Source organism: Brachybacterium vulturis, from assembly GCF_002407185.1.
Classification (GTDB): domain Bacteria; phylum Actinomycetota; class Actinomycetes; order Actinomycetales; family Dermabacteraceae; genus Brachybacterium; species Brachybacterium vulturis.
Genome location: NZ_CP023563.1, coordinates 3,382,328 through 3,399,351, shown reverse-complemented (window position 1 = coordinate 3,399,351; position 17,024 = coordinate 3,382,328). Strand labels below are relative to the sequence as shown.

Below are 17,024 nucleotides of genomic sequence, written 5' to 3'. Positions count from 1 at the left end.
ATTTCTCCTTCGATGGTGATGGTGTCTGCGGAAGAGGGAGCGGCCCCTGCGGGTGCGGGGGTCAGCTGCCCCGGTAGGTGGAGAAGGCGAAGGGGCTCAGCAGGAGCGGGACGTGGTAGTGGTCCTGGTCCGGCGCGACCGTGAAGTCGACGGTGACGCGGGGGAAGAACGTCTCCTGCCCGCGGGCGGCGAAGTACTCCCCGGTCCGGAACGTGATGCGGTACTCGCCCGGATCCAGCACCGCGGGGCCGAGCTCACGGGCGCGACCGTCGGCATCGGTGGTCGCCGAGGCGATGCGCTCGCCGGCGGCGGTGTCGAGGTGCAGGAGGATGCCGGTCGCGGGGGTGCCGGTCATCGTGTCCAGGACGTGTGCGGTCAGGTGGCTCATGCGGTGAGGAGTCCTTCGAGTCGGAGGGTGGCGATCTGGCGGAGCTGCTCGGCGACGACCTGGAGCTCGTGCTCCGGCTGGTGGCGCATCCGCTCCTCGAGCGCGTCGAGGATCTGTGCGGGGCTCCTGCCGGCTGCACGGATCAGGAAGACCCGGCCGAAGCGCTCTTCGTAGGCGATGTTCCGCTCTCGCAGCTCTCGCTGCAGCTCGGCATCGTCGGGATCGATGGCACTCTGCTCGGACCGGGAGAGCCCGGCCTCGGCGCTCGTCCCCTCGGCGCGGTCGCCGATGCGGGGATGGTGGGCGAGCGCCTGCTCGATCTCCGTCTCGGTCAGCGGTTCGGCGGCGGTGCGTGATGCCTCCAGCAGCTCCTCGACGGTCCCGAAGGGACGGGCGGCGATGATCTCGTCGCTCCATCGGGGGATGTCGAGCGCGGGGCGGAGGACGGCGGCCGCGGCCTCCGGTTCGAGTGCGTTGAACTCGTCGATGTTCATCTCCCACTTCCTCGTGGTGACGGGCCCGGTGACGGGGGCTCCGTGCGGAGTCGTCAGGGGCGGCGGGTGGAGATCAGGATCCGACGTTGGAGTGCTGATCGAACTTTCCGTTTCCGCTACGTGGAAAGTTGTTTTCGTTATGGATATTCAAGCGGAGCGCTTCCGGCCTGTCAAGCGTGCCGGCGCGGTGCGTCGCGAGGCGGCGGCCGCGGCATGCCCGGGCCGGCCGGCTCAGGAGTCGAGGGCCCCGATGAGGTTCACGACGTGGTCCGGGACCGCCACACCGTAGTCGGCGCTGAGCACCGTCCCGTCATCCTCCAGGATGATCGTGGTGCGGACCGGGCCGACGCTCGTCTCCCCGTTGATCGTCCGCTCGCCCCAGGCTCCCCAGGCCTGCGCGGCCCGGGAGCCGGGGTCCGACAGGAGCGGGAAGGCGAGGTCGTGCTCGCGCGCGAAGTCCTGGAGGGTCTCCGGGGAGTCGGCGGAGATTCCCAGGATGCGGTAGCCGCGCTCGGCGAAGCGGGTCTCGTTGTCCCGGAAGTCGCAGGCCTCGGTGGTGCAGCCGGGGGTGAAGGCCTTCGGGTAGAAGTACACGACGGAGCGCTGGCCGCGGAGGTCCGCCAGGGAGACCTGCTCCCCGCGGGCGTCGGTGAGGGTGAAGTCGGGGGCGCTGTCCCCGGGGCTGAGGCGGTGGGTCATGGGTTCTCTCCTTTGTCAGGCGTGGCGGGAGGCGGCGGCGGTGGCGCAGGCAGTCGTCACCGCGACCGCCAGCATGAGCCACATCGGGAGCCGGTACCGGCGGGGCCGGTCGGACAGGACGAAGTCCGGATCGCAGGTGATGAGCGCGCTGTGGACCGAGGTCGTGAGCGTCGGCGAGGTGGTCATGGCGTGCCTCCGGGTGTCGGTCGCGAGTGGAGCGCGAGCTGCGGTTCGGATCCATCTGGTGGAAGAAGATTTCCACTACATGAAAAGTAGCCGAGATCACTGCGGTCGTCAAGAGGTCCCGGCGGAAATGTCGCGCGGCGACGGGGGCCCGCCCCGGGCCGGACGCCTCGGGGCGGGCCCGACCTGCCGCTCGGCAAGGCAGAGGCGCGATTCCCGGCTCTGACCGGATCCTGAGCGGGGGAGGGCTCGCAGGCGCGAGGCGCCGGAGCGCACTGGGCCCGCCGGCGTCCCAGGACGCCTCCCGGTCCCGTCACCTCGGGAGCGGAAGGGCCGGCCGTGGCGCGGTCTCAGCGGGAGCGCGGCAGCAGGATCAGGGACAGGATGATGAGGGCGACGGTGCCGAGGACGAGCATCCATGGCCCCAGGACCAGCGGGGACAGCACGAGGACGAGGAGACCGCCCAGCAGGCTCAGCACCAGCACGGGCAGCAGCGCGCGCAGCGTCAGGCGCCAGGCGGAGGCGGCGAGGACCCCGTGCACGGGCAGGGTCGCCGACAGCGCGAAGGCGCAGTGCGCGCTCAGCAGCGCGATTCCGACCCCGGCGGCGCGCAGGAACGACAGCTCGTCCTGACCGAGCAGGCTCAGCAGGATCGCGCTGGGTGCCAGCAGGCCCACGTCGCTGTCGGGATTGCGGCACTGCACCAGCAGTCCCGCGGCGACGGTGGCGGTGAGCAGCGCCGCGCCGACATGTGCGAGGAGCCCGAACCCACCGAGGGCGGCCACCAGCGCGAGGAACGTGGCTCCGGCGCCGAGCCCCCGCAGCAGCCATTGCGTCCCGCTCACCGTCCGCAGCACGAGCAGGCGCTCCGCGAGCGGATCGATGAGCTGCCGCGGGCGCATCAGGACCTCCTCCTGCGCGGCGCCGAGCGGGCGGCCGAGAGCGACAGCAGCACCGGGGCGAGGGACGAGGGCCCCTCCCAGACGGTGATCGGCACCCCCGCCTCCCTCAGCTCCCGCACGGTCCGTTCGCGCAGCAGGCGCCGCATCGCCCAGGCCTCGGGCCAGAACCGGGGGGAGACCTTCCCGTCGACCGGCAGCGGCCTGCCGCGCAGCACGGACACGTCGCCGATGCTCGGCGGCAGGGTGTCCACCACGATCACATCGGCCCCATGGGCGACCAGCACCCCGATCTGGGCGATCGCATCCCGGCTGAGCAGCGGCGTGCACACCACGGCGAGGGTCCCCGGCCGCACCGAGCGCAGCCGCCGCACCGGGCGCAGGGCGCTGTCGTCCCGGCCGGCCCGTGACAGGGCGGCGGTGAGCACGCGCAGCTGGCGCGGTCCGGAGCCGGGCGGGACCGGACCGATCAGGTGACCGATGTCGAACACCGAGACCCGGTCACCGGCGGTGAGGTAGTGGCGGGCGATCGCCGCGGTGGCGCGGATGGTCATGTCCAGGCTGGTGGGGTCCCCGGCCGCCGCCCACGGCGCGGGAGCCACGTCCGCGATGGTGTCGGTGACGATCAGGACCTCCGTGTCCTGCTCGGTGAAGGTCGCGTTGGTGTGCAGCTCGCGGGTGCGGCTGGAGACGCGCCAGTTGATGCGGTGCAGGCGGTCACCGGGCCGGAAGGCGCGCACCTCCGACAGCGCGGTGCCGTCACCGCGACGCCGGGACAGGTGCGCCCCGCTCACCCCGATCGGGGTGGGCACCTCCACCGGCGCGTCCAGCACGGTCGAGGCCGGGACCACCTGCACCTCGGCGGGCGGCAGGGTCCGCTGGGCACGGCGCGCGCCGAGCGCATCGGCCACCAGCACGTGCAGCGGACCCACCCGGAGCTGTCCCCAGCGCTGGGCGCTCACCCGCAGGGCCACCTCCCCGTCCCCGGCGAGGGAGCCGTGGCGCGGAGCGAGTTCGGCATGGGGCGGCATCGGCAGGCTCGCCGTGGTGAGCACTCCGGGAGCGGTCTGCACGACGACCGCTGCGGTGCCGCCCTCCTCGATGCTGCGACGGCTGATGCGCAGCTGCGGATCCACCACTGCGAGCTCCTCCCCGCGCAGGACGCGCCGGGCCAGGGACACCAGCGCCCAGGCCAGCATCGGCATCCCGACGAGGATGAGCTCCGGTCGTCCCAGCGCGAGCGAGAGCGCGAGCGAGGCGCCGCCGATCACCGCGGCCCGCACCAGGGCCGCCGTCGGCCGGATCCGCAGCCCCGTGGGCTGCCGGGACCCGGAGGTCACGCCGTGACCCGGGCGGCCGGATCGACCGCGGCGGGCACGGCCACCTGTCCCAGGACCGTCTCGACCACGCCGGCACCGGTCGCATTCTGCAGCCACAGCTCGGGCTTGACCGTCACGCGATGGTCCAGAGCCGCGTGGGCCAGGGCCTTGATGTCCTCGGGGATCACGTAGGCGCGGCCGCGGATCACGGCGAGCGCCCGGGCGCAGGTGATCAGGGCGAGGGTGCCGCGGGGGGAGGCGCCGACCAGGGCGTGCTGGTGGCTGCGGGTCGCAGCGACCAGCTCGACCGCGTAGTGGCCCACGGAGTCCTCGACGTGGACGTCCTCGACGGCCTGCTGCACCCTGAGCAGCTCGGCGGCGTCGAGCACCTCGGTGACGGTCTGCTCCTCGCGGCGGCGGTCGATCCGGCGGGAGACCACGTCCCATTCCTGCTGGGCGGTGGGGTAGCCGAAGGACAGCCGCAGCAGGAAGCGGTCCAGCTGCGCCTCGGGAAGCGGATAGGTGCCCTCGTGCTCGATCGGGTTGGCGGTGGCGAGCACGTGGAAGGGCTCGGGCAGCTTCCGGGTGATGCCCTCGACGGAGACCTGCCGCTCCTGCATCGCCTCCAGCAGCGCGGACTGGGTCTTCGGCGGGGTGCGGTTGATCTCGTCGGCCAGCAGCAGTCCGGTGAACACCGGACCGGGCCGGAACACGAACTCGCCGGTGCGCTGGTCGAACACCTCCGCGCCGGTGAGGTCCGCCGGCAGCAGGTCCGGGGTGAACTGGGCGCGGGTGAAGGGCAGCCCGAGCGCCTGCGCGAAGGACCGTGCGGCGAGGGTCTTGCCCAGCCCCGGGAGGTCCTCGAGCAGCACGTGACCACCGGCCAGGATGCCGGTGAGCACGAGCTCGAGGGATTCGCGCTTGCCGACCACGGCGGTCTCGACGGCATCGAGCACCGCTGCGGCCGCCTCGGTGGCGGCCTGGATCGTCATCGGAGCCAGGGGGGTCCTCGGGGTGTGGGTCATCTGTCCCTCTCTTCGCGCAGGGCGAGCTCTTTCAGGCAGCGGTGCAGGGCCCGCCTGTCCAGGGGGCCGACAGGGTGCTGCTCGGCATCGGGATGTCGGGCCGTGTCGATCAGTCGGGTCAGCTCGGTGCTCAGCGGTGGGGCGTCCGGGTCGCGGCCGCGTTCATCGGCGATCTCGCCGAGAGTCCGGACGAGCCCGCGGCTGGTCATGCGGCGACTGGGCTGCGCCCCGTAGGCGAGGTTCTCGAGGCGACGCACCCGGGTGTCCTCCGCGTGGGGCAGGGCGTAGTCGACGTCGAGATCGAGCGCAGGAGCATGCAGCTGATCGGCGCGGTCGGCGCCTTCGTCGATGATCCACCAGAGGGTGCCGCAGGCCAGCCCGAGGGAGAGCAGGACGGGCGGGGGCAGGAACAGGCCGACCAGGGCGCAGACGGCATACAGGATCAGGGCGGCCAGAACACCGATCACCAGCTTCGCGAGCAGCGGCAGCCAGGGGCGGATCATCGCGGCTCCCCCCGCTCCGCGCCCTCGTCCAGGCCCGAGGTCAGCTTGTCCAGCAGGCCGAGCGCCTCCTCGCGGTCCGGTTCGGCCAGGGGCCGGGGATCGAACAGCGCCCGGCGGTACAGATGCGCGAGCCGATCCAGCGCGGCGCGGTCGAGGTCCCGCCTGCCGAGCACCGCGACCACGAACTCGAGCGTGGTCTGGGAGGGGCTGCGGCGCACCCCCGCCTCGGCGATCGCGCGTTCCAGGGCGAGCCAGGCCGCGATCACCGCGTCGTGGGCATCCACCACCGTGGAGAGCCTGGTGCGGGCATCCTGCAGCGCAGCCTGCGCCTGGTCGCTGGTGAGCTCGTCCTCATCGGCAAGAGCCGCGAGGGCGGGAGCGGGCCGGGCGAGCCTCCGCATCCGGTACGCCACCCAGACGGCGATGACGAGCAGGATCGCACCGAGGACGATCAGGGCGATGAGCAGCCCGGTGTTCGCCCCCTCCGGATCCGGGGGCCTGGTGGTCACCTCATGGGTGGACCAGTCGGGCTCCTGGTAGTCCTCCCGCTGCGGCTCCCAGAGGTAGGAGGCCTCGGTCCTGCCGGAGTAGACCGCGCTGGGGCCGCGGTCGGCGGCGGCGCCGAGCGCGACCAGTCCGATGGCGCCGAGCGAGACCACCAGCAGCAGCCCGGCCACCAGGCGGCGGTGCGCCGCGGACCCCTCCGGGGCCCCGGCCCGGGCAGCGGTGCCGGCGTCGGGCTCGGCACGGGTCATGCGGCCCCCTGCGTGGTGCCCGGCACCGGCCGTCCGGGGTGCGCAGAGGCGACGATCACGGACTGCTCCCCGGCGATGCGGGTGAGGATCAGCGTCGCGGACTCGTCGCCGAAGCGGCGGGGGCGCAGCTTGCGCCGCAGCTCGTCGGGCTCCACGGCGGTGCCGCGCTTCTTGATCTCGAGGATCCCCAGCCGGTGCTCGCGCAGGTAGGAGGTGAGACGCTTCAGCCCGAAGGGCATCACGTCGCGCACCGCGTAGCCCCGGGCGAAGGGGGTGTGCGTGTGCGTGTCGCCGGTGAGATAGGCGATGGTCGGATCGAGGGTGCGGGCACCGAGCTGCTCGGCGAGGGTGCCGATCAGGCCGGCTCGGATCACCGCGCCGTCGGGCTCGTAGACGTGGTCGCCGAGCGGTCCGGGCTCGGGATCGGCCGCGGAGCCGGCACGGCGGTCCAGCCGGTGGGCGCCGTGGCGGTCCACGAGCACGGCGGAGGAGAGCACGCCCTCCCGGGCCAGCGGCCCGAACCAGGCGGTCGCCTCGAGCACCTGGCCGTGGAAGGAGAGCCACTGCATCTCGACGTCCTCGGGCAGGGCGTCCCGTGCGATGCCGGGGCCGAGCTTCGCCCCCAGCGGGCCGGCCGCACCGTCGCGACCGAGGCGATGGGCGAGGTCGACGACGGTGGACAGCGGCGGTTCGTACTCCTCGGGATCGTGCAGGCGCCGGCTGCCGCCCCGGGCGGGGGCCCGCCGCGCCGGATCCAGCCAGATCCCCTCGGTGTCGCTCGGGTCGTGGCCCTCGGCCCGTCCCAGCCGGGCACGGGCGTTCGGGAAGGGGATGAGGTTGACGGTGGCCACGGCGACGGTCACCGGGTCGCGGTCCACGGCCTGCACAGCGATCCCGAGACCCGCCAGTGCCATCGCGTCCCCGCCGATGCCGCAGCCGAGGTCCGCGACGCTCGCCACGCCGGCGCGCTGGAAGCGCTCGGCGTGCAGGGCGGCGACCGGCAGGCGGGTGGCCTGCTCGAGGCCGTGGGGGGTGAACAGCATCGAAGAGGCGAACTCCCCGAACTTCTCCGTGGCCCGGGTGCGCAGCCGGGACTGGGTCAGCACCGCGGAGACCAGCTCGGGCGGATGTCCGGCCTCGCGCAGCCGTGCGGCCTGTCGCAGCGCGTCGTCCTCGCGGTACGGGGGCAGGGAGTTCAGCAGCGCCCAGCCGGCGGGCTGCAGCACGGGTTCGAGCGCGCGGAGCGCCGCCTCGGCATCATCGACAGGGGGCACGACCATGCCCACGAGAGTACCGGTCGGGCACCCGTCCGGAGTCACCGGCTGCCGCAGGACCTCCCGGGATCCTTCAGGCGCGGACGTCGAGCACGAGCTTCCCGCGGGTGTGGCCCTCCTCGAGCCGACGATGCGCCTGCGCGATCTCGCCCAGCGGCAGCACCTCGGAGACCTCGAGCGGGTAGCGGCCCGCGCGGATGCCCTGGGCGAGGCGGTCCAGACGGTCCCGGCCCGGGACGATCGTGGGGATCCGCGCCTCGATCCCCCGCTGCAGGGCGGGGGACAGATCCGCGAGCGAGGGGAGCGCGACGATCCTGCCGCCGCCGGCGAGCTGGTCGAGGCTGGGCAGGAACGTCGAGTGGTAGTGGGTGTCCAGCACGACGTCGACCCCGCGGCCGTCCGTGAGCCGCTGCACCTCGGCGGTCCAGTCGCGCTCGTCGTAGGAGATCGGGGTGGCACCGAGCTCGCGGATCCGCTCCGAGTTCGCAGAGCGCCCGGTGGCGAGGACCGTCTTCGCGCCGGCCTCCAGTGCCATCGGTATCAGCAGCTGGCCGACGCCGCCGGCCCCGCCGTGGATCAGCACCGTCTCGCCCTCCTCGATCCCGGCCGTGTCGCGCACGGTCGCGATGGCGGTGAGCCCCACCAGGGACAGGCCGGCCCAGCGCGGCAGGTTCTCCTCCGGGATCTCCCCGGGGATCGGGGCGAGGTCGTCCGCCGAGATCGCGATGACCTCGGCCGCCACGCCGCGCCGGTCGTCGGTGGAACGCATCCCGAACACCCGGGTGCCGACGGTGAGCCCGCGCGAGCCCAGCTCGGCCTCGTCCAGGCCGGAGCCGGCACCGATCACCACGCCGGACATCTCGCGGCCCGTGCCGGCCGGGAGCTCGAGATCCGTTGCCCGCCCGGAGGAGCCGTCGCGGATCTTGAAGTCCAGCGGGTTCAGACCCGCGAAGGCGACCTGCACCAGCACCTCGTCGGGGGCCGGTGCGGGCACCGCGGCATCGGAGTGGAGGGTCAGGACCTCGGGGCCGCCGAAGCGGTCGAAACGGATCTCTCGCATCTCCCCATGATGCACCCTGCAGCGACGCTCCGGCCATGGCGCCGTCACGGTGCCGAGGTCCCCTCGTCGAGAGCCCGGGATGAGGGATCATGGACAGTGCACGGCCGCTCGCCGTCCCGCCGCCCCGCCACCCAGGAGGATCATGTCCGACCCCCGCCCGGATCCCCAGCAGTGGCGGGACCTGCTGCTGCGCGAGATCGTCCTGCCGTCGGCCGTGGAGCCGGTGCCCACCGAGCAGGGCTGCGGCCGGCGCCTGGCCGCCGAGGTGCGCAGTCCGGAGGCGATGCCGTCCGTGCCGATCGCCGCGATGGACGGGTTCGCGGTCCGTCGCGGAGACCTCACCGTCCCCGGCCGGACCACCCTGCCGGTCAGTGCGGAGCTGCCTGCCCGGCCCGGCGCGGTCCCTGCCCTCGCCCCCGGCACCGCGGCGCGCATCATGACCGGCGCGGCCGTGCCGCTCGGCGCGGACGCGGTCGTCGAGGTCGAGGCGACGGACGCCGATCCCTTCGGACCGGTGCCGGCCGCGGTGACCCTCCACCTCCAGCAGCTTCCGCCCGCGCAGCGGCACGTGCGCGCTCCCGGCGAGGAGGTCGCTCGCGATGAGCTGCTCGCCGCCGCCGGGGACCGGGTGGGGCCGGGGCTCGTGGGCCTCGCCCGCGCGCTCGGGATGGCGACCCTGCCCACCTGCCGCCGTCACCGGGTGAGCGTGGTGGTCACCGGGGACGAGCTCACGGCCGGGGCCGAGTCGCCGGGCAGCGTGCGGGAGTCCAACGGCGCCATGCTCGCCGCCGCGCTGCGGGCCGCCGGCGCCGAGGCCCTGGCCCCGCTGCACAGCGGGGACGATCATGCCGGCCTGCGGGCCACCCTCGCCCGTGCTGCCGCGGACTCCGACCTGGTGGTGACCACGGGCGGCATCGGTCACGGGGCGTTCGACGTGGTCAAGACCCTGCTGGGGGAGCGCGGCAGCAGCACCTCACGCTTCGCGCACCTCGCCCTGCGGCCCGGTGGCCCGCAGGGATGGGGCCGGCTCGACGGCGGGGTGCCCGTGGTCCACCTGCCCGGCACCCCGGTCGGGGCGCTGGTCGGTTTCCATCTCTTCGTCCGGCCGCTGCTGGCGGGGGGCGCCGCCGCGGTGAGCACCGTGCTGCTCGGCGACACCACCGCCGACGGCGCTCGCCGGCGTCCCGGTGCGGTGCACGCGATGGCCGGCCGCCTGCGCCTCGGCGAGGACGGGCGCGAGCTCGTGGACCTGCTGCCGGGCAGGCGCCTGGCCCCCTACGGGCGGGCCGATGCGATCGTGCTGCGCGGGGCTCCCGGGACCGAGGACGGCTGGGCCCGGGTGGTGCGGCTCTGAGGCAGGGCTCGACTACCGTGGACCCATGCCTGCGCACCCCACCGTCCATGACCCCGGAGGCACCCTCCACCTGCGCCCCCACGGGGCGACCGTCCTGTGCATCGTCGTCGGCGTGCTGGGCCTCGCACTCACCCTCGATGCGGTGATCCGTGCCGGTTGGGAGGGTCTGCTGGTGCTGCCCGCGCCGCTGTTCGTGCTGGCCCTGGTGTGGATGGTGCTGTGGGCACCGCAGGTGGTGCTGCACGAGGAGGAGGTCGAGGTGCGCAACGTCCTTCTCACCCACCACCTCCCCTTCGCCGCGATCCAGGAGGTGCGCATCGGCGCGATGCTGCGCTTCGAGGTCACGACCCAGCGCGCCGCCACCTCGACGATCACCGCCTGGAACGCTCCGGCACTGAGCCGTGACGCCCCCTGGCGGCGGGAGGCGACGATGCACGAGCAGAACCTGCGCGGACGGGCCCACACCCCGCAGGAGCGGCTGGTCAACGATCAGCAGCGCAGCCGGTCCGCCGTGGTCAAGAAGCGCTGGGAGCGCTGGATGGACCGCCGGGACGCACGCGGCCGCACGCCGGTCGAGGGGACCGACGAGGTGATGACCACGACCCCCAACCTGCTGCCGATCGTCGTGGTGGCGGCCCTCGGGCTGCTCGTCCTCGCGCGCGCCCTGCTCTGAACGGACGCACCCGGCCCGAGCGCGCCGGAGCAAGACAGAGGGGCCGGACCGCCGCAGCGGTCCGGCCCCTCTGTCTCAGGAGACGGCGATCAGGCTCTGCTTCCTGCCTGATCTCCTGTCCGTGGCGCGCTCCGGAGACGGCGATCAGGCTCTGCTTCCTGCCTGATCTCCTGTCCGTGGCGCGCTCCGGATACGTCGATCAGGCGGTGATCCCGACCTGGGTCCAATCGGTGGTCTCGAACTGGGTGGCACCGGTGTTCACGACGCCCTCCTTGATGGCCACGATGTTGGGCGTGGCGTAGAAGGGGATGACCGTGAAGGTCTCGGCGATGATGTTGGACATCTCGTTGGCGAGCTCCTTGCGCTCGGCGTCGTCGAACGCGGCCAGGAGCTTCTCGTTGACCGGTCCGATGCGGTCATCGGCGTAGCCGGTGAAGTTCTGACCCGACTCGACCGGGTAGACCAGGTTCGCGGCGGAGGACTCCGGGAAGTTCGAGCCCACCCACGAGAAGGTCACCATATCGAAGGAGCCCGGCATGACGTAGTCCGGGAAGTAGCCATCGGCCGGGACTGTCTGCAGCTCGCAGTTGAAGCCCACCTCGTTGAGGTTGGTCTGCACCTGACGGGCACGGTCGGAGTTCGACTTGGTGTCCGCCGGGATGATGATCTTCAGATCCATGGACTTGCCGTCCTTGGAGCGCTTGTCGCCCTCGAGCGCCCAGCCCGCCTCGTCCAGAAGCTTGCCCGCGGCCTCCGGATCGAAGGCGAGTCCGCCCAGGGGCTCGTAGGAGTCCTGGTAGCCGTCCTGACCGGGCATGTAGACGAAGTTGTTCACCAGCACGATCGGCGCCTCGAGCGGGCCCACCACGGCGCGGCCGATGGCGTTGCGGTCGATCGCGCGGGCGATCGCCTCACGGACCTTGATGTCCTTGAGCAACCCGTCACCACCGTTGACGTTCATGGTCAGGTGGGTCCAGGTCAGACCGTTCGAGGTCTGGATGACCGCGTCCTCACGGCTCTTGGCCTGGGAGAGCACGTCGCCGGTACCCACGTCCAGCCAGTCGATCTCGCCGTTGGCGAAGGACTGCGGCTGCGTGGTCTGGTCGACGACCTGGAAGATGATGTTCTCCAGCTTCGGTGCACGACCCCACCAGTGCTCGTTGCGCTCGAGGGTGACGATGCCGCCGGAGGGATCGAGGCTCCCGACCTTGTACGGGCCCTTGCCCGGGGTGGGGGTGTCGGTGTAGCCGGTGTTGAAGGTCTCCGGGTCCGCGTACACGGAGGCCGGGGCCCCCGGGTGCACCAGGGTGATCCAGTCGATGAACGGGGTGGCGAAGACGATCTCGCCGCTGAACTCGTCATCGGTCTGCGTGATCGACTCGATCTGTTCGGAGCCGACGGTGGAGACGACCAGGAACTCCTCGTTGGTGCCGTTGGTGGCCTTCCACTCGGCGATCAGGTCATCGACGACGATCGGGTCGCCGTTGTCCCACTTGCCCTTGGGGTTGTACTTGAAGCGGATGGTCTGCGGGTCCTCGCTGACCATCTCCGCCGACTCGACGTAGTCGGGGTTGAAGGACTTCTCGTTGGTCTCCGTGTAGAGGAGCGCGGAGTTGCCCTGATCGGCCCCGCAGGGAGAGGCGATCTCGGTGGTGTCGGCGTTGTTGCCATCGACCTGCGCGCGGTTCCAGTTGGCGGGGAAGGTGAGGATCGCCTTGCGCAGAGTCCCGCCATCGGGGACCTGGTCGTACTCCATGCGCTCCCACGCGGTGGAGGGGAGCTCACCCTGCTCCTCTGCGGCCTTGTCGTTCTCCTCCGCGGCCTTCGACTGCTGCTCCTCCTCGGTGGCCTGGCCGCCGCAGGCGGCGAGCGCGGCGGCGGAACCGACCACGCCGGTTCCGGCGAGGAAAAGACGACGAGTGCTCGTGATCTTCATGGGTTTCTCTCTTCCTGGTGAGATGTGCTGCTCTGCACAGGGTCTCGGGATCTTGGGGGTGGTGGACGGGTACTGCGGTCTGTGGGTGCCGGGACGCGGGGTCTCAGCCACCGGTGGGGGACAGGGCGGAGATGGTGATGTCATCGAGACGCCCGATCTGATCGACGTGGTGGCAGGCCACCTTCGAGCCGCCGTGCGGCAGCGCCGCCGGATCATCGCCGAGGCATCTCGCCTGACGGCTCTCGTCGAGCATCCGGAACAGGGGACAGCGCGAGGCGAAGTTGCAGCCGGGGATGTCCTCGGTGGGGCTGGGGAGGTCACCGGTGAGCAGGATCCGCTGACGTTCCCGTTCGATCCGCGGATCCGGCACCGGCACCGCACTCATCAGAGCTCGGGTGTAGGGGTGACGAGGAGTCTCGTACACCTCCTGCACGGGGCCGTACTCGACGATCCGTCCCAGGTACATCACCGCGATCTTGTCCGCGATCTCCCGGATGATGGCGAGGTCGTGGGCGACGAACAGGTAGGACAGCCCCAGGCGGTCACGCAGATCCTGGAGCAGGTTCATCACGCCGGCCTGCACCGAGACGTCGAGGGCGGAGACCGGCTCGTCCAGCACCAGCACCTTCGGGTTGGTGATCAGCGAGCGGGCGATGCCGACACGCTGGCGCTGCCCGCCGGAGAACTCATGCGGATAGCGGTCGGTCATCTCCGGCGCCAGTCCCACCAGGTCGAGCATCTCGAGCACGCGACGGCTCCGCTCACCGCGGGCGACCTTGTGGACCGTCAGCGGCTCGCCGATGATGTCGCCGACGGGCATCCGCGGATCGACCGCGGCCATCGGGTCCTGGAAGACGATCTGCACGTCCTGGCGCATCTCCAGACGCTCGGCCCTCGAGAGCGTCCCGACGTCCTTGCCACCGACCTGCAGACTGCCGCGCTGCGGCGTGGCCAGCTCCATGATCTCGAGCGCGGTGGTGGACTTGCCCGAGCCGGATTCGCCCACCAGTCCGAGGGTCTCTCCGGGCAGGACCTCGAAGTCCACGCCGTCGACGGCCTTCACGGCGCCCACCACGCGGCGGAACACCGAGCCCTTGTACAGCGGGAAGTGCCGCACGAGGTCCTGGGCGCGGACCACCGGGTTGAGGGTGTCCGATTCCTTGAACTCGCGCTCCTCGTGCGGGGGGCGCGGGAAGATGTCGTTCGGCTTGAGGGTGCCGGCGGCGATCTCGTCGGCCCGATGGCAGGCGGCCTCGCGCCCGTCCTCGAGCACGGCGAGCAGCTCCGGCTCGGTGGTGAGGCAGCGCTCCTGCACGGCGGGGCAGCGATCCGCGAAGGGGCATCCCGGCGGCAGCTCGGCGAGGTTCGGCGGGCGCCCCTCGAGGGGGACCAGTCGTTCCTTGCCGGCGGTGAGCATGTTCGGCACCGAGCGCAGCAGACCCATCGTGTACGGCATCCGCGGGGCGTGGAAGACCTCGTCGACGGGGCCCTTCTCGACCAGCTTGCCCGCGTACATCACGGCCACCCGGTCCACATTGCCGGCCACCACGCCGAGGTCGTGGGTGATCAGCACGACGGCGGCCCCGGTGACCTCCTTGGCCTTCTGCAGCACCTCGAGGATCTGCGCCTGGATCGTCACGTCCAGCGCGGTGGTGGGCTCGTCGGCGATGATCAGCGTGGGATCGTTCGCGATCGCGATCGCGATCATCGCGCGCTGGCGCATGCCGCCGGAGAACTCGTGCGGGAACGCCTTGACCCTGCGCTCCGGCGCGGGGATCCCGACGATCTTCAGCAGCTCCACCGCCCGCTTCTCGGCGGTGCGGGGAGAGAGCTTCCTGTCGTGGAGGGTCAGCGCCTCCTGGATCTGCTGGCCGACGGTGTACACCGGCGTCAGCGCGGAGAGCGGATCCTGGAAGATCATCGAGATCTCCCGGCCGCGCAGCCGGGACAGCTGCGCATCGCTCATCCCCAGCAGGGAGTCGCCGCGGAAGGTGATGTCGCCGTCGATCTTCGCGGAGCTGGGCAGCAGGCCCATCACCGCGAGGGAGGAGACGGACTTTCCGGATCCGGACTCGCCGACGATCCCGAGGAACTCGCCCTCGTCCACGGAGTAGTCCACACCGCGCACGGCGCGCACGCCGCCGCTCGAGTTCGGAAAGGTGACGGTCAGATCTTTGACCTGCAGCAGAGGCTCAGGCACGGTTCACCTCACTGGTGGGGTCGATGGCATCGCGCAGGGCATCGCCCACGAGGGCGACACCGGTCAGCAGGGCGATCAGGAAGGACGCCGGGATCACGAACAGCCACGGGCGGGTGACGGCGGCGCCGGTGCCGTCCTGCAGGAGCGTGCCCAGGGAGACGTCCGGGGCCTGGATGCCCAGGCCGAAGAAGGACAGCGAGGTCTCCGCCAGGATCGCCATGGCGACGCCGAGGGCGCCGTCGATGATCAGCAGGGAGGCGACGTTGGGGATGATGTGGCGACGCAGGATGGTGGGGGTGCTGACGCCCATGAAGCGTGCGGCCTTGACGTACTCGCGCTCCTTCAGCGACTTCGTCTGGTTCTTCACGATCTGCGCCATGATCATCCAGCTGAAGAAGCCGATCGCGAGGACCAGCAGGCCCCAGGCGGGGAGGAACCCGAGCCACTGGAGGGCGGCGGGCAGGTTGCTGGGGTCGGCGATGGCGGGGGAGACGATCATCAGCACGTAGAAGACCGGCAGCACCAGCAGCAGGTTGATCATCCAGTTGGTGAACATCTCGAACACTCCGCCGAGATACCCGGCCAGGGACCCCATGATCGCTGCGATCAGCGTCGAGGTGGGAGCGGCGAGGAAGCCGATCAGCAGTGACTTGCGCAGCGCCGAGGTCATGGAGGCGTAGAGGTCCACGCCGATCGCGTCGGTGCCGAAGAAGTGCTGGGCACTCGGCGGGGAGTTGAAGTTGAACGTGTCCTGCTGACCCTGCTCGTAGATGTTGAAGAAGTCGCCGAACAGGGCGAAGGCCACGATGAGCGCCACGATCACGCCACCGATGTAGAAGTTCGGCTTGGTCTTGAGCCGGCGCCACACCAGGCGGCCGCGGGAGATCGGGCGGTGCGGATTCCGCCTCTGGTCCCCGGCCCCGGTCCGCTCGGCGAGGAGGATCGCGGTGGGCTCGATGTCCTGGGAGAGATCGCTGCTGTGGTCAGCGGGCGGCTGAGCATTCATCGACATGTCAGACCCTCACTCTCGGGTCGAGCGCGGCATAGAGCACTTCGGACAGGGTGGAGCTCATCAGCAGCAGGACCGCGGTGAAGCAGACGTTGCCCGCCAGCGCGTTGACGTCGGAGGTCTGGACCGCGACGATGCCGTACTTGCCCATGCCGTCCCACGAGAAGACGATCTCGAGGAACGCCGAACCGGCCACCAGGGTGCCGAAGCTGTAGGCGAAGTAGGTGGACATCGGGATCAGCGCGACGCGCACCCCGTGCTTGACCAGCGCACGGTTCCGGGTCGCGCCCTTGGCGCGGGCGGTGCGGATGAAGTCGCTGCCCAGCACGTCGAGCATCAGCGAACGCTGGTAGCGCGAGTACCCGGCCGCCCCGAACAGCATCAGCGCGATCGTGGGCAGCAGCAGGTGCACGAACCCGTCCCACACCTGCGGGAAGAAGCCGTCGATGCCCGGCGTGTAGGGACCGGTGAAGCGGATCGCCTGGACACCGAGCAGATCGTTGAAGTTGGTCGCCAGGATCATCAGGATCACGCCGCCGACGAAGGTCGGGGTGGAGATGAGGATGAACGAGGAGTAGGAGACGATCTGGTCCGAGGCCTTGTACTGCCGCACCGCGCCCCACACCCCGAGGGTGACGCCGAGGATCGCCGCCAGCAGGGCGCCCAGCAGGAGCAGGCGCAGGCTGAGACCGGCGCGGCTGAAGATCTCCATGACCACCCAGTCGCCGTTGAGGTCCTGGCCCAGCTTCTGGGAGAGCGGCTCGAAGAGCACCCGCTCGATCCACCACCAGGTGCGCAGCAGGACCGGATCCTTGTCGTTGACGCCGTAGGCGCTGAGGATGCCGTCGATCGACTCCTCCGGGATCGGGGGGTTGACCCCGAGGTACCGCCGACGCGGGAAGAAGAAGAGGCTCGCGGCGATGTACGCGAAGACGGTCGCCACGACCGTCAGGATCAGGTAGTTGACGAACCGCCGCAGGATGTACTTGATCATGCATCGGCTCCCGAGGTGGGATCCGGGGCGATCTCACGGGGGGCCGGGCGGGCGCTGCAGCAGCTGTGCCGGCGCGCCCCGGCGGACGAACGTGATCGCATCGTCGGGATTCCTCACATGGTCGGTGCTCGATCCGCAGCGATGCGGATCACAGAGCAGGTTTTTGAACTGTAGGGCACTCGGTGGCGCATCGTCGCGCCCACCACGGCCCCATGACCGAATTGTTATCCATCGGTAGCCTGTCGCTCCGGTGCGCGGC

At 71.3% G+C, this 17,024-nt stretch carries 17 protein-coding genes; 2 read left to right on the top strand and 15 right to left on the bottom strand.

Going from position 1 to position 17,024, the window contains the following annotated elements; genetic code table 11:
• Nucleotides 1-61 precede the first annotated feature (61 nt).
• From uraH to CFK38_RS15255, 11 genes are all read right to left on the bottom strand, one after another.
• Nucleotides 62-388 (bottom strand): hydroxyisourate hydrolase, encoded by a 327-nt coding sequence (gene uraH, locus CFK38_RS15300; RefSeq protein WP_096803851.1) that lies wholly within the window; start codon nucleotides 386-388, stop codon nucleotides 62-64.
• Nucleotides 385-882 (bottom strand): 2-oxo-4-hydroxy-4-carboxy-5-ureidoimidazoline decarboxylase, encoded by a 498-nt coding sequence (gene uraD, locus CFK38_RS15295; protein WP_096803850.1) that lies wholly within the window; start codon nucleotides 880-882, stop codon nucleotides 385-387. The genes uraH and uraD overlap by 4 nt, the downstream gene beginning before the upstream one ends.
• 231 nt (nucleotides 883-1,113) lie before the next feature.
• Entirely contained in the window at nucleotides 1,114-1,581 is a 468-nt protein-coding gene (locus tag CFK38_RS15290; RefSeq protein WP_096803849.1) for a peroxiredoxin, read from the bottom strand.
• Between the two features lie 15 nt (nucleotides 1,582-1,596).
• Nucleotides 1,597-1,767, bottom strand: a complete 171-nt coding sequence (locus CFK38_RS17225; protein WP_157773510.1) for a hypothetical protein — start codon at nucleotides 1,765-1,767, stop codon at nucleotides 1,597-1,599.
• Nucleotides 1,768-2,114: 347 nt separating this feature from the next.
• Nucleotides 2,115-2,666 carry a hypothetical protein gene (locus CFK38_RS15285; protein ID WP_096803848.1) on the bottom strand — a complete coding sequence of 184 codons (552 nt, stop codon included), beginning with the start codon at nucleotides 2,664-2,666 and terminating at the stop codon, nucleotides 2,115-2,117.
• Nucleotides 2,666-4,003 carry a DUF58 domain-containing protein gene (locus CFK38_RS15280; protein WP_096803847.1) on the bottom strand — a complete coding sequence of 446 codons (1,338 nt, stop codon included), beginning with the start codon at nucleotides 4,001-4,003 and terminating at the stop codon, nucleotides 2,666-2,668. Before CFK38_RS15280 ends, CFK38_RS15285 begins: the two co-directional genes overlap by 1 nt.
• A complete protein-coding gene (locus tag CFK38_RS15275) occupies nucleotides 4,000-5,007 on the bottom strand; it encodes an AAA family ATPase (protein ID WP_096803846.1) in 1,008 nt (335 codons plus the stop codon). The genes CFK38_RS15280 and CFK38_RS15275 overlap by 4 nt, the downstream gene beginning before the upstream one ends.
• Entirely contained in the window at nucleotides 5,004-5,510 is a 507-nt protein-coding gene (locus CFK38_RS15270) for a hypothetical protein (RefSeq protein ID WP_096803845.1), read from the bottom strand. Before CFK38_RS15270 ends, CFK38_RS15275 begins: the two co-directional genes overlap by 4 nt.
• Nucleotides 5,507-6,265, bottom strand: a complete 759-nt coding sequence (locus tag CFK38_RS15265) for a DUF4129 domain-containing protein (RefSeq protein ID WP_096803844.1) — start codon at nucleotides 6,263-6,265, stop codon at nucleotides 5,507-5,509. Before CFK38_RS15265 ends, CFK38_RS15270 begins: the two co-directional genes overlap by 4 nt.
• Nucleotides 6,262-7,545 (bottom strand): class I SAM-dependent methyltransferase, encoded by a 1,284-nt coding sequence (locus CFK38_RS15260; protein ID WP_096803843.1) that lies wholly within the window; start codon nucleotides 7,543-7,545, stop codon nucleotides 6,262-6,264. Before CFK38_RS15260 ends, CFK38_RS15265 begins: the two co-directional genes overlap by 4 nt.
• Before the next feature lie 67 nt (nucleotides 7,546-7,612).
• Nucleotides 7,613-8,599 carry an NADP-dependent oxidoreductase gene (locus tag CFK38_RS15255; protein ID WP_096803842.1) on the bottom strand — a complete coding sequence of 329 codons (987 nt, stop codon included), beginning with the start codon at nucleotides 8,597-8,599 and terminating at the stop codon, nucleotides 7,613-7,615.
• A 142-nt stretch (nucleotides 8,600-8,741) separates the two neighbouring features.
• Here CFK38_RS15255 and CFK38_RS15250 point away from each other — a divergent pair, with 142 nt between their 5' ends.
• Nucleotides 8,742-9,953 (top strand): molybdopterin molybdotransferase MoeA, encoded by a 1,212-nt coding sequence (locus tag CFK38_RS15250; RefSeq protein WP_096803841.1) that lies wholly within the window; start codon nucleotides 8,742-8,744, stop codon nucleotides 9,951-9,953.
• 25 nt (nucleotides 9,954-9,978) lie between these two features.
• Complete coding sequence (locus CFK38_RS15245; protein ID WP_157773509.1) at nucleotides 9,979-10,626, top strand: PH domain-containing protein; 648 nt, start codon at nucleotides 9,979-9,981, stop codon at nucleotides 10,624-10,626.
• Between the two features lie 199 nt (nucleotides 10,627-10,825).
• Here CFK38_RS15245 and CFK38_RS15240 read toward each other — a convergent pair whose 3' ends face one another.
• From CFK38_RS15240 to CFK38_RS15225, 4 genes are all read right to left on the bottom strand, one after another.
• Nucleotides 10,826-12,562: an ABC transporter family substrate-binding protein gene (locus CFK38_RS15240; protein ID WP_096803839.1), complete on the bottom strand. Its 1,737-nt coding sequence runs from the start codon at nucleotides 12,560-12,562 to the stop codon at nucleotides 10,826-10,828.
• 103 nt (nucleotides 12,563-12,665) lie between these two features.
• The gene (locus CFK38_RS15235; protein WP_096803838.1) at nucleotides 12,666-14,762 is read right to left on the bottom strand and encodes an ABC transporter ATP-binding protein; all 2,097 of its coding nucleotides are present in this window, start codon (nucleotides 14,760-14,762) and stop codon (nucleotides 12,666-12,668) included.
• Nucleotides 14,755-15,774 (bottom strand): ABC transporter permease, encoded by a 1,020-nt coding sequence (locus CFK38_RS15230; RefSeq protein WP_245851119.1) that lies wholly within the window; start codon nucleotides 15,772-15,774, stop codon nucleotides 14,755-14,757. The genes CFK38_RS15235 and CFK38_RS15230 overlap by 8 nt, the downstream gene beginning before the upstream one ends.
• Before the next feature lies 1 nt (nucleotide 15,775).
• The gene (locus CFK38_RS15225) at nucleotides 15,776-16,765 is read right to left on the bottom strand and encodes an ABC transporter permease (RefSeq protein WP_096803837.1); all 990 of its coding nucleotides are present in this window, start codon (nucleotides 16,763-16,765) and stop codon (nucleotides 15,776-15,778) included.
• Nucleotides 16,766-17,024: the final 259 nt, after the last annotated feature.